The 12,501-nt window shown below is 39.1% G+C and carries 10 protein-coding genes; 3 read left to right on the plus strand and 7 right to left on the minus strand.

The genetic code is table 11. The features are described 5' to 3' along the window. Positions 1 to 160: 160 nt before the first annotated feature. Positions 161 to 1,183: an NADH:flavin oxidoreductase/NADH oxidase gene (locus tag CCAL9328_RS07465; RefSeq protein ID WP_170000381.1), complete on the plus strand. Its 1,023-nt coding sequence runs from the start codon at positions 161 to 163 to the stop codon at positions 1,181 to 1,183. 33 nt (positions 1,184 to 1,216) lie between these two features. After that, the gene (gene polA, locus CCAL9328_RS07470; protein WP_170000382.1) at positions 1,217 to 3,868 is read left to right on the plus strand and encodes a DNA polymerase I; all 2,652 of its coding nucleotides are present in this window, start codon (positions 1,217 to 1,219) and stop codon (positions 3,866 to 3,868) included. 33 nt (positions 3,869 to 3,901) lie between these two features. On the opposite strand, the gene ttdB is transcribed toward polA, so the two are convergent. The 6 genes from ttdB to CCAL9328_RS07500 are packed head-to-tail and all read right to left on the minus strand — an operon-like array spanning position 3,902 to position 9,342. Continuing rightward, the gene (gene ttdB / locus CCAL9328_RS07475) at positions 3,902 to 4,516 is read right to left on the minus strand and encodes a L(+)-tartrate dehydratase subunit beta (RefSeq protein WP_170000383.1); all 615 of its coding nucleotides are present in this window, start codon (positions 4,514 to 4,516) and stop codon (positions 3,902 to 3,904) included. Continuing rightward, the gene (gene ttdA / locus CCAL9328_RS07480; RefSeq protein WP_169971832.1) at positions 4,509 to 5,411 is read right to left on the minus strand and encodes a L(+)-tartrate dehydratase subunit alpha; all 903 of its coding nucleotides are present in this window, start codon (positions 5,409 to 5,411) and stop codon (positions 4,509 to 4,511) included. Before ttdA ends, ttdB begins: the two co-directional genes overlap by 8 nt. A gap of 17 nt (positions 5,412 to 5,428) precedes the next feature. Next, positions 5,429 to 6,175, minus strand: coding sequence for a nickel pincer cofactor biosynthesis protein LarB (gene larB, locus CCAL9328_RS07485; protein ID WP_169971831.1), 747 nt, complete (start codon positions 6,173 to 6,175; stop codon positions 5,429 to 5,431). Continuing rightward, complete coding sequence (larE, locus tag CCAL9328_RS07490) at positions 6,172 to 6,948, minus strand: ATP-dependent sacrificial sulfur transferase LarE (protein WP_169971830.1); 777 nt, start codon at positions 6,946 to 6,948, stop codon at positions 6,172 to 6,174. Before larE ends, larB begins: the two co-directional genes overlap by 4 nt. Beyond that, the gene (gene larC, locus CCAL9328_RS07495; protein WP_169971829.1) at positions 6,923 to 8,089 is read right to left on the minus strand and encodes a nickel pincer cofactor biosynthesis protein LarC; all 1,167 of its coding nucleotides are present in this window, start codon (positions 8,087 to 8,089) and stop codon (positions 6,923 to 6,925) included. The genes larE and larC overlap by 26 nt, the downstream gene beginning before the upstream one ends. Next, entirely contained in the window at positions 8,089 to 9,342 is a 1,254-nt protein-coding gene (locus CCAL9328_RS07500; protein WP_169971828.1) for a lactate racemase domain-containing protein, read from the minus strand. Before CCAL9328_RS07500 ends, larC begins: the two co-directional genes overlap by 1 nt. A 262-nt stretch (positions 9,343 to 9,604) precedes the next feature. Between CCAL9328_RS07500 and CCAL9328_RS07505 the strand changes: the two genes are divergently transcribed. Continuing rightward, positions 9,605 to 11,275 (plus strand): anaerobic C4-dicarboxylate transporter, encoded by a 1,671-nt coding sequence (locus tag CCAL9328_RS07505; protein ID WP_170000384.1) that lies wholly within the window; start codon positions 9,605 to 9,607, stop codon positions 11,273 to 11,275. Between the two features lie 36 nt (positions 11,276 to 11,311). Here CCAL9328_RS07505 and flhB read toward each other — a convergent pair whose 3' ends face one another. Then, positions 11,312 to 12,385, minus strand: coding sequence for a flagellar biosynthesis protein FlhB (flhB, locus tag CCAL9328_RS07510; protein WP_169937131.1), 1,074 nt, complete (start codon positions 12,383 to 12,385; stop codon positions 11,312 to 11,314). Positions 12,386 to 12,501 lie beyond the last annotated feature (116 nt).

Genomic DNA, 12,501 nt, shown 5'->3' on the forward strand with positions numbered 1-12,501 from the left:
CGCTCCGCAATGCACGAAAAACCTTTCTTGCTGCCGCTTGAAGGGTTTTTTGGTGTGTGGCTTTTCGTTCATAAGATACAAAACTTAATGCTATTGTTAAACAACCCTATTTTAGGGTAATATAAAATCTCTACACAAAACTACAAAATAAAGGATAACCATGTCAAAACTTTTCACACCTTTTAAAATCGGAAATTCTGTGATCAAAAATCGTATCGTAATGCCGCCGATGTGTATGTATAAGGTAAGGGACGATAATGGCTTTCCAAGATGCTTTCATAGGCTTCATTATGCTGCTCGCTCACTTGGTGGAGCAGGGTTAATCATCGTAGAAGCTACAGCGATTGAGCCAAGAGGTAGGATCACTCATAATGATCTTGGAATTTGGAATGACGAGCAAAAAGAAGCACACGCAAGACTGGTTAAGGAGTGCGTTAAATACGGAGCAAAAATGGCCATCCAGTTAGCGCATGCAGGACGAAAAAGTGAGTGTGACGACACGCCCTTGGCGCCAAGTGCACTCAAATTTAGCGATGAGTATCAAATTCCAAAAGTAATGAGTTTGGATGATATCGCGCAAGTGAAGTCAAATTTCATCAATGCGGCAATTCGTGCACAAAGTGCAGGCTATGAGATCATCGAAATTCACGCGGCGCACGGATATTTGATAAATCAATTTTTAAGCAAGAGTGTAAATAAGAGAGAGGACAACTATGGTGGAAGCTTTGAAAATCGCACAAGACTTTTAAAAGAAATTTTAACCGAAATGAGGGCAGCAGTAAGTATCCCTATCGGTGTGCGACTAAGCGCGGATAGCTGGAAAAGCGATGACTATGATATAGATGAGAGCGTGCGTCTTGCAAAAGAGCTTGAGAGCTTAGGGGCGGCATTTATCCATGTATCATCCGGCGGAGTGCATTCAAATGTCGATAGAGCGCCGAAATTTGTGCCGCTTTATCAAGCCGGATATGCAAAGGCTATCAAAGAAGTTGTAAAAATTCCTGTTATAGCGGTCGGACTTATAACTACAGCAAGCGAGGGCGAAGCTTTGTTGCTTGGAGATGTCTGTGACGGTGTGGCGTATGGCAGAGAGCTACTTAGAAATCCAAATTTTGCTCAAACGGCTATGAGAGATCTTGGTGAAAAAGAGCTTATAGAAAAGCCGTATAGAAGAGCTTTTTAAGTATAATAACTAAAATTTTAACTAGGCAATAAAATGAACAACGAACAAAAAACACTTACTATTATCGATACATTTGGATTTTTCTTTAGGCTTTATTATGCCATGCCGAATTTAAAAAATAGCGACGGAAAGCCAAGCGGAATGGTTAGCGGTTTTGCAAATTTCATTATGAATTTGGCTGAATTTAAAAGTGATTATATAATTTTTGCGCTTGATAGCAAGGGTAAAACTTTACGCCATGAAATGAGTGAGGCATATAAAGCTAATCGCTCAGAGCCACCATTGGCTCTTAAAGAGCAACTCCCGGTTTGCATCGATCTGATCGAAAAAATGGGGCTTTGTTCTATCTCGCGCGATAAATACGAAGCTGATGATATCATCGCAAGTGCGGTAAAAAGTTGCAAGGAACAGGGCATTTTTGTGCGGATCGTTACCCACGATAAAGACCTTTATCAGCTTATCGAAGATGGTAAGGTAAGCATTTATAGCCCGCAAAGTAAGATCGAGCATGATAGTGCGAGTTGTGTTGAAAAATACGGTGTAAAACCTGAGCAAATTCGTGACTTTTTAGCACTTGTCGGTGATAGCTCGGATAACATCCCGGGCGTAAAAGGCATAGGTGCAAAGGGGGCTAAAAAGCTACTTGACGAATTTGGAAATTTAGACGGTGTGTATGAGAATTTAAGCTTAGTTTCAAACGAGCGTATAAGAAACATGCTGTTTGAAGGTAGAGATAGTGCCTTTTTTAGCAAAAAACTTGCTACTCTTTTTGATGATGTTGAAATTTCACTAGAAGATATAAAAAAGGCGAAATTTCCCGAGAAAAATCCTCTATTAAACGTCGCGGACGAGCTAAGGGAGTATAATTTAAATCGCATACTAAAATCTATACAAAACGAGAGTGAAAATACAACAAAAGAGCTTGGTTTTGAAGCGGTTTTGCTAACAAATGAGAGCGAGATAGAAGAGCTACTTTCAAACATAACCCCGGATACGCTTGTTAGCTTTGATACGGAAACGACTAGTATCGACGCTAGTAACGCGAGTATTGTCGGTTTTAGCTTTTGTTTTAACGATACAAAGGCGTATTATGTTCCTGTGGCTCACAGCTATCTTGGCATGCCAAAGCAAGTTAGCCATGAGCTTGCCAAGTGGGCGATAGGGCAAATTTATAAAGGTTGTGTCATAGGTCAAAATTTAAAATACGACTTTAAGATCGTGTGGAATAATTTTGGCATAAAACCTCCTAAAAATTTTAAAGATACAATGATACTAGCCTGGCTTAGTGAGCCAAGTCTTGCAGTAGGCATGGATGCGCTTGCCAAGAGGCTTTATGAGTATGAAACGATAAAATTTGAAAGTGTGGTAAAAAAGGACGAGACATTTGCAAATGTTGTCCTAGAAAATGCCGTAAAATACGCAGCTGAAGATGCTTGGATAACTCTTAAATTTTATCATACGTTTTTAAATTTGCTTGATCCTGAACTTATAAAACTAGCTAATGACTTAGAATTTGAGTTTATTTTAACGCTATTTAATATGGAAAACGAAGGTATTGGGCTTGATGTGATGAAGATGAGGTCACTGATAGAAAGTAACGATAAAAATTTAAAGCGACTTACAAGTGAAATTTACGAGCTTAGCGGCGAAACGTTTAATATAAATTCCGTAAAACAGCTTGGTGAAGTGCTTTTTGAACACCTAAAACTTCCTGTAAAGAAAAAGACAAAAACAGGCTATAGCACCGATGAAGCAGTTCTTAGCGAGATCATCGACACTCATGCCGTGGTGGCTAAAATTTTAGACTATAGAGAGCTTTATAAGCTTCAAAGTACGTATTGTGAGCCGCTTTTAAATTTGGCTTTAAAAGATGAAGATAGAAGAATTTATACCAGCTTTTTACAAACCGGAACAAGCACAGGGCGACTCTCTAGTAAAAACCCGAATTTGCAAAATATCCCTGCACGCGGACGTATGGCAAAAGAGGTTAGGTCTGCTTTCATAGCTAAAAGAGGTTTTAGCTTGGTTGGACTTGACTACTCACAAATCGAGCTTAGACTTCTTGCGCATTTTAGTAAGGATGAGGCCTTGCTTAGGGCATTTGCAAACGATGAGGATATCCATGCAAGAACGGCGATTAGTATCTTTGGAGAGAGCAATGATCATAATCGCGCAGTGGCTAAAAGTATAAATTTCGGACTGATTTACGGTATGGGCTCAAGCAAGCTAGCTGCGCAAGTAGGCATATCAAGAGCCGAGGCTAAAGAGTATATCGAACGCTATTTTAGGGTATTTCCTAGTATAAAGGGCTTTTTGGAAGGTATCAAAACAGATGCTAAAAACAACGGTTTTGTAAAGACTTTGTTTAATAGAAAGCGGTATTTTGACTTTACAAACGCTACTCCTATGCAGATCGCAATGTATGAAAGAGAAGCTGTAAATACGAAATTTCAAGGCTCTGCGGCAGACATTATAAAGCTTGCCATGGTTGAAATTTCTCGTATAACAGACGATAGAGCCAAGATGTTGCTTCAAATTCATGATGAGCTTATCTTTGAAGTAGCCGATGAGTATGTTGATGAGTTTGGCGCAAAAGCTCAAAAGATAATGCAAGAAATTTATACTCTTAACGTGCCTTTGAAAACTTCGTTAAATAGCGCTAAAAACTGGGGTGAGTTAAAGTAAAAGCAAATAAGGCGGGAGTGCCCCCGCCTTTGGTTATTTTATAAATCCAACTTCTTTGATAATCTTTTCTACTGCGGCGTCTTTTTTCTCGTTAAATTTGATCTTGTTTTGCTCAAAAAGGTTGTTGCCGTGGGCGTCTATGGAGACGATTAATGGTCCAAATTCTTTCACGCGGCAGTTCCATAATGTCTCAGGCATGCCAAGATCTTTCCAGTTTGCACTCTCTATCTCTTCAACCTGAGTGGCTGCGATAACGGCACATCCTGCCGGAAACACGCAGTGTATCGCGCCAAATTTAGCGCAACCATCCATAGTGCCATCTCCCATGCCGCCTTTGCCTACTATCACTCTAACCCCGGTTTTTTCGATAAATTCTTTTTCAAATTTTTCCATTCTCATACTGGTTGTGGGCCCAACCGAGACTATCTCATACTGCTCGTTTCCTTCAAGCTTTCTTATGATAGGACCCGCGTGAAATATCGCTCCGCCGTTTATATCAAGTGGCAGGTCGCGTCCCTCTTCGACCACTCTTCTATGAGCTACGTCACGGCATGTCACGATGTTGCCGCTAAGATATATTATGTCGCCGATTTTTATATCCTCTAAGTCTTTTGCACTAACCGGTGTGGTTAAAATTTTCTTACTCATATCTAAAATCCTTATGCGATGTTACTTTGTAGTTTAGGTTTTTATCCCAGATGATGTGCCCTTTTCTGTGCGACCAACAGCCGATATTTACGGCTACACCGATGACAGAAGGGTGTCTAGCGTTATTTTCTATATGCACGCCCATGACAGAGTTTTGACCACTCATGCCCTGAGGTCCAAGTCCGATAGAGTTTATACCATCTTCTAGCAAGCGCTCCATTTTGGCGGCTCTTTCGTTTGGATTATGAGTGCCAAGAGGTCTCATAAGCGCCTTTTTAGATAAAAGCGAAGCGACATCTATCGAAGTTCCGATACCGACTCCAACAAGTAGCGGAGGACAGGCGTTTAAGCCATAGCTTGTCATTATATCCATAACAAACTGCGTAACACCCTCGTATCCCATGCCTGGCATTAGCACGGTCGCTTTTCCTGGCAAGCTACATCCGCCACCAGCCATGTAGGTGTAAATTTCACACTCATCGCTATCAGGAACTATTTCCCAAAATACCGAAGGAGTGCCTTTACCGATGTTTTTGCCTGTATTATACTCATCAAATGTTTCAACACTGTTGTGTCTTAGCGGAGCTTCTTTGGTTGCTTTAAACGTAGCCTCCCTTAAAAGCTCTTCAAGTTCGCCAATAAGCGGGAAATTTGCTCCACATTTTATAAAATACTGCATAACGCCGGTATCTTGACAGGATGGGCGGTCTAGTTTTTTTGCTAGTTCTTGGTTTTTAAACATCGTTTCATATATCGTCTTTGCCAAAGGTGCACTCTCTTGCTTGCTTAGCTCCTCTAGCTTTGCAGTTACGTCATCTGGCAAGACTTTGCCGCTGTATCCAACAAATTTTGCCATGACATCGGTCATTTTTGCGACAGCTTGTTCTTTTTGCATACCTTCTCCTTTAAATTTTATAGATGATTTATTATACTTGCGTTGTAAGCAGCGCCGTATCCGTTGTCGATATTTACGACACTGATCCCGTTTGCACAGCTGTTTAACATACCAAGAAGTGCCGCCACTCCACCAAAACTAGCCCCATACCCAACACTTGTAGGAACAGCTATAACCGGAGCTTTTACAAGACCTGCGACCACGCTAGGAAGCGCACCTTCCATGCCTGCAACGGCGATGATAACCTTTGCTTTTTGGATAGTTTCTAAATTTAAAAACAGCCTATGTATCCCAGCCACGCCGATATCTGAAATTTTTACCACGCTGTTACCAAGGATCTTTGCCGTCTCGTAAGCCTCTTCGACCACCGCAGCATCGGAAGTGCCGGCAGAAACGATGGCTATATAGCTTTGTGTCGTAGCTAGAGGTTTTGGCGTGATGCTTATTGTGTTGCCACGCTCGTTAAAATTTACATTTTCAAACTCGCTTGATAAAAGCTCGTAAATTTCACGATTTGTGCGAGTGATTAGGATATTTTGATCGTATTTTAGTATGCTTAAGACTATGGCTCTTATCTCACTTTGGCTTTTACCGGCACCATAAATCACCTCAGCAACACCGTTTCTAAGCTCTCTTTGCCTATCTATCTTAGCACATCCTATGTCCTCAAAAGGGTAGTTTTTAAGAAATTTAAATGCGCTTTCCTCGTTTATCTCGCCTGATTTTACAGCTTTTATGAAATTTGAAATTTCACTTTTTGTCATAAAAGAACATCCTTTCTAAAACCTTTTAGATCAAGCGTGATCTCAAACTCACCAAGTGAGTTTAGTTTGGAGATTATGGATTTAAATTTATCATCGGTTATGAAAATTTTCATGTGAGCAAACGGCATTTCAAGCTTAAAGCTCTTACCGTCAAATCTCGCTCTAATGTTTGCATATCCATTTTGTATGAGGATATCTTCGGCTTTTTCTACCAGCCTTAGCTCATCAGTGCTAAACTCATAATCCTGCGGTAAACGCGTTAGCAAACAGGCGTAACTTGGCTTATCGTGCGTATAAAGTCCCATCTCAAAAGACAACTCTCTTATCTCTTTTTTTGTGAAATTTTTAAGCAAAGACATTACGCCAAACTCTTTTAATGCCCTTAGCCCAGGTCTAAACTCACCCAGATCATCTAAATTTGTCCCATCTGAAACGTGTTTTATGCCAAGCTCATTTGCGGTTTTTATTATGTTTTTAAATACCTCGGTCTTGCACATATAGCAGCGCATTAGCGGGTTTGACTTGATATTTTCGGGGATGTTTGCCGTGATGATTTTGTGTGAGATGTTAAGATCTCTTGTAAATTCCTTCGCCTCTTTGATCTCGCGAGCTGGGATATAAGGCGAGTGCATGGTGATGGCTACTAAATTTTCGCCAAGCACGTCGTGAGCGACTTTTAGCAAAAAAGAGCTATCAACTCCACCGCTAAAAGCAACTGCTAGTTTGCCTAAATTTTGTATCTCGCTTTTAAGTTGTTCTAGTTTTGTATGCACGCATTACCTCATCTTTTATTTCCTGTATGCTTATGTTAAATTTTATAGCCGCGGCTTCGCATTCATCAAATTCTGGCTTTATCTTTTCCATGCCTTCAAATGTTGAAATTTTAACGCTGATTTCGCCGTATTTTGTCGAAATTTTTTCTATTTTGCGAGATAGTTCTGTCTTTGATACAAGATACTCTCTAACTCCTATGCTTGAAGTGTGCTTAAAGATAAGCTCTTTTAAATTTAAAACGTCTTTGTTTTTGCAAAGAACGCTTAGCTTTACTCCTGCGCGTGATTTTTTCATTATTATAGGTGTTAAAAAGACATCTAACGCGCCGTTTTTAAGTAAAATTTTAGTAGCAAACGCCATTTCTTCCGCGCTCATATCATCAAGATTTGCTTCTATCATTGTATTTGCCACGTGGTTTTCTTCATACTCTTCTTTGCAAAGCATGACTTTTAGTATATTTGCGTGTGGCATATCTTTACCGCCTGCGCCGTATCCAGTTTTTATGATATTTATGTCAGCTTTTTGTCTAAAAATAGCTAATGACTTTAAAATTCCAGCTCCAGTTGGAGTCGTAAGCTCAAATTCTGCCTTTCCTATACTAACTGGAACGTGTGTTAAAATTTCACTTACAGCAGGTGCTGGGACGCTAAGTTCGCCGTGAGCGCACTTTACGCTTCCGCCACCAAGCTCTACGCGAGAGCTGTAAATTTTATCCACATTAAGCGCATCAAAACAGATCGCAGCACCGACGATATCGACTATGCTATCAGTTGCTCCGATCTCGTGAAAGTGCACCGTATTCATGCTTACGCCATGCACTTTTGCTTCAGCTATCGCGATGGTTTTAAAAATTTTTATCGAAATTTCTTTGACATTTTGGTTTAAATTTGAGCTTTCTATCAGCTCTTTTATGCTTTTAAAGCTTCGTTCGTGAGTATGTTTTTTAAGCAAAACGTTAAATTTACTTGCGCTTATGCCACGTTTTTTAACACTTTTAAATTCTAGTTCGTATTCGTCATTAAGTCCTAGTTTATCAAGCTCGCTTTTTAGGTGATCAAAACTAACGCCAAGATCAAGCAAGGCGGCGATATTCATATCACCGCTTATGCCACAACTCGCGTCGTAATACAAAAACGCCATTATTTTACTTTTGGCACCGTTATAGAGCCGGCAGGTAGAACAAGCACGCTTGCATCTTTACCTTTTTGCGCAAATGCTTCATTTAGCGCAGTTTGTAGGTCATGATACGGTTTTAGATGTACCGCTTTCATCTCATCGTCACTTAGATCGCTAACTGCCCAAGTTTGCGCCCAAAGTGAAATTTCAGCCATTTTTGCAGCTTTGTGATATCCTAGGTGAAAGCCGTCTGCGATCTTGTCGATAACTTTTTGAGGAGTATTAGCTGAAGCCATTAGGTTAAAAAATGGTTTTGGACCGATACCGGTGCGGCATTTTGCTACCATTATTAAAATTCCATCTTTTGCAAGGGCTAGTTTGCCATTATCAAGAGCTTTTTGAGCTTGATACAAATCAACATCCATCGGATAAGGAGCTACAGAGATCACGATATTGGCTTTTTTAGGGATATTTACGCAAAATACCTCATCGGCTTTTTTAATACAGTCATAAAAAGAGTCGTTTAGGTCGCCAGTGCTAACATAATAAACTCCATGCTCGCTATCAAGAACAGTCATGATGGAAAATACATCTATGCCGCTTAGAACTTTCATCGCATCTATCATATCTTCATGCACAGGGTTGCCGTCTAGCTTTAGAGCTTGCGCGTCAGAACTTAGCGCTAGCTTATGATTTTGTTCTATCGTTTCGTATTTTGCCACGCCAGGCAAGAACGCCTTTCTACCGCCTGTATAGCCGGCAAAATAATGCGGCTCTACAGAACCGATAGCAATGACTTTTTTAGCTTCGGCTACTATTTTATTTAGATACATTTGAGTTTTATTTTTGCTTTCGCCAAGATAAGTCATCTCATCATTTTTAGAGTCATGGCTGTGAACTTCGTTTTTCTTAGCTATCTCTTCATAAATTTCTTTTGAAAATATCATATGATACTCATCCTCGGTAGGATCGCGGTGGCAACCATTTGCGATGATGAAAATTTTCTCTTTATCGCGAAGCTTTGGATAAATTTGTTTTAGAATTTTTGATGTTGGGGTTGGGCGAGTGCCGTCGTTTACTATGATAACTATGCGTTCGTTTGTATCTATAAACTCATCAAAAGTAGCCTTGTTTAGCGGAGCGTTTAGTGCGTCTGCTATGAGTTTTGTCTCATCTTGCTTTGCCACTTCATTTGGCTCAAAAATGCCTATTAAATTTTTATCGTCTACATTTATATTAAAACGATCTTCTTTGCCATAATTTACAGAAATTTGCATCTTTTTTCCTTTTATATAAGTTTAACATCAATTATAACATAAAATTTACTTAAAAATATATTTTAAAATTTTTATTACACTTTATATATTAAAGATGCGATAAGGTCGTATTTTTAATATAAAGAAATTTCTTTGTAATAATAAACTTATAATAAATTGATTGTAAATTTATATTCAAAATTTTAAAAATTTTAATTATCTTTTAATTTTAATATAACTATAATTCGGTCTAAGATTTCTTAAAGAAAGGAAAACATAGTAGATGGAATTTTTAACATCTTTGAGTGAAAGCACGCAGTTTATGCTTCAGCTTGTTGTCGTGCTTGGTTGTTTGTTTTATGGTGCTAAAAAGGGCGGTATGGCTCTTGGTATTTTAGGAGGCATAGGTCTTATTATCCTAGTATTTGGCTTTAAAATGGCTCCAGGTAAACCTGCGGTCGATGTTATTTTAACGATCCTTGCAGTTGTTGTTGCTAGTGCGACATTACAAGCTACAGGTGGTCTTGACGTTATGCTTCAAATAGCGGAGAAAGTCCTAAGAAAACATCCTAAATTTGTCTGTATCCTAGCTCCTGTTATTGGTTGGACACTAACTATACTATGCGGAACAGGACACACTGTTTATACACTTTTACCGATTATTTATGACGTTTCTATCAAAAGCGGTGTTCGTCCGGAACGTCCTATGGCTGCAACAACTATCTCATCTCAAATGGGTATCGTAGCAAGCCCGGTATCTGTTGCCGGTGTTTCTATGGTTGCGGTTTTACTTGGAACAGGTACAGTTCATATTGAGGGCTTTTCAAGCTATGTTGACCTTTTAAAAGTAACTATCCCATCAACTTTTATGGGTGTTGTTATGATAGGAATTTGGTCTATTTTTAGAGGTAAAGACCTTGATAAAGACCCTGAATTCCAAGCAAAAATAGCTGATCCTGAGCAAAGAAAATATATCTACGGCTCTGATGATGTTAAATCTTTAATCGGTGTTAAACTTCCTGTAAAACAATGGAACTCAATGTGGATCTTCCTTGCAGCTATCGCTGTAGTTGCGGTTTTAGGTTATTACAAAGAGCTTCGCCCAAGCTGGACTATCTCTAAAGATAGCGCTGTAGTTCAGATCATGGCTGATAAAAAAGAGCTAAAAGCTATAGCTGTAAAAGACGGAAGTATATCAGCTCAAGCAGCAGAATTTAGCGTAGCAAAAGGTAAAGTAGGCGCATCTCAAAAAGCTCAATCAGTTGAGATCACAAACAAAAAAGGTGAAAAAGAGAGTGTTGTTCGCTCTGAAAACGGTACTGTAACTTATACCAATGCAAAAGGTGAAACAACAGAGTATCAAAATGCCTATATTAACGTATCGAGCAAAGAAAAAGGCTCAAAAGTACTAGGTATGGTTGATACTATCCAAATTTTCATGCTACTTGCTGCTTCTATTATGATGATTTATGCAGGCATCAAATCTTCTAAAATCGCTCAAAATGAAATTTTCCACAGTGGTATGGTTGCTCTTGTTGCGATTTACGGTATCTCATGGATGGCAGATACAATGTTCCACTCACATATCGAGATGTTAAAAAGCTCACTTGGTGCGGTCATGGTGGCTTATCCATGGACTTATATCGTAGTTGGTATGCTTATCTCAAAATTCCTTAACTCACAAGCTGCAGCAGCTGCTACATTCGTTCCGCTTGCTGTTCAAATCGGTGTTGATCCAGGCGTTATCATAGCTTTTGCTTCTGCATGCTACGGTTACTTTATCCTACCTACATATCCAAGCGACCTTGCTGCTATTCAGTTTGACCGCTCAGGAACGACTCACATCGGTAAATATGTTATAAACCACAGCTTTATTATCCCTGGTTTTATCGGCGTATTAACTTCATGCGCGATAGGTTATATCTTAGCTACTGCTTACGGCTTTATGCAATAACTCTTAAGCCCTCCCTTTTTGGAGGGCTTTTAAATTTCAAATTCTTCCAGCAAATTTTTTCTTATCACTCATATATACAAAGCTTAAAACTTCGGCTACTGCACGAAATAATGTTTCAGGTATCATGTCGTTTACTTCGCAGAGTTTATAAAGCTCACGTGCAAGAGGCGGATTTTCTATGATCTGCACGCTATTTTCAAGGGCTATTTTGCGAATTTGCATAGCTATCACATCTACACCCTTTGCCAGTATAACCGGCGCAGCATCTCTTGATTTGTCGTATCTTATGGCTACGGCGTAGTGAGTAGGGTTTGTGATAACTACGTCTGCTTGAGGGACGTTTTGCATCATTCTTTTACGAGCCGTTTGCATTTGAAGCCGTCTGATGCGTCCTTTAACTTGCGGATCACCCTCCATTTGTTTATACTCGTCTTTTATCTCTTGTTTACTCATCCTTAGATCTTTAAAATATTGAAAGCGAACGATTAGAAGATCGATTAGTCCTATTATAAATAATATAAGAAGCATGACCCCAACAAGGATGATCATCTTTTCTTTAAGCCATGCAAGCTGATCAAACATCGACAAAAAAAGTGTATGCGGAAGTTCTTTGATGAATTGTAAAAAAAAGTAAAAACCAACTCCAAAGACAGCACTTACCTTTGCTACTATCTTTATGCCGTCGATTAATTTTTTTAAAGAAAATAAATTTTTTAGACCTTTTATGGGATTTATCTTATTAAGATCCGGCGTTATTGGTTTTGTGGTAAATATAAGACCAAACTGCATCACATAGGCGATTATCCCTACAATGCCCACACACACGCAGATAGGTAGTATCATTAAAAGCGCGCGACCAAGAGTATTGATAGCTATCATGTGTATGGCACTTACCGTTAGTTCTTTGCCTATGAAACTTTGATAATACATATATAAAGAAACAAGTTGATCTTTCATAAAGCCAAGCATGACTATAAGCATTGTTATCGCAACAAGCAGAGTTGCGAAACCGCTTATGTCTTGACTTTTGGGGACGTTGCCGTCTTTTTTGGCGTCTTCTATCTTTTTGGAGGTTGCTTCTTCGGTTTTCTCTTCGTCTTCGCCTGCCATATCTTCTCGCTAAAATTTTTGGCTTATTATATCTTAAATTTATATCTTTAATAAATTTAAAAAGAAGAGCAATTTTATCTTATATACTTAAAAATATTTAAAAATAATTACTTATA

It is taken from the genome of Campylobacter sp. RM9328, assembly GCF_012978615.1.

Coding starts and splice junctions, on each gene's coding strand:
- CCAL9328_RS07465 (WP_170000381.1), top strand. CDS start 161: ATGTCAAAACTTTTCACACCTTTTAAAATCGGAAATTCTGTGATCAAA.
- polA (WP_170000382.1), top strand. CDS start 1,217: ATGAACAACGAACAAAAAACACTTACTATTATCGATACATTTGGATTT.
- ttdB (WP_170000383.1), bottom strand. CDS start 4,516: ATGAGTAAGAAAATTTTAACCACACCGGTTAGTGCAAAAGACTTAGAG.
- ttdA (WP_169971832.1), bottom strand. CDS start 5,411: ATGCAAAAAGAACAAGCTGTCGCAAAAATGACCGATGTCATGGCAAAA.
- larB (WP_169971831.1), bottom strand. CDS start 6,175: ATGACAAAAAGTGAAATTTCAAATTTCATAAAAGCTGTAAAATCAGGC.
- larC (WP_169971829.1), bottom strand. CDS start 8,089: ATGGCGTTTTTGTATTACGACGCGAGTTGTGGCATAAGCGGTGATATG.
- CCAL9328_RS07500 (WP_169971828.1), bottom strand. CDS start 9,342: ATGCAAATTTCTGTAAATTATGGCAAAGAAGATCGTTTTAATATAAAT.
- CCAL9328_RS07505 (WP_170000384.1), top strand. CDS start 9,605: ATGGAATTTTTAACATCTTTGAGTGAAAGCACGCAGTTTATGCTTCAG.
- flhB (WP_169937131.1), bottom strand. CDS start 12,385: ATGGCAGGCGAAGACGAAGAGAAAACCGAAGAAGCAACCTCCAAAAAG.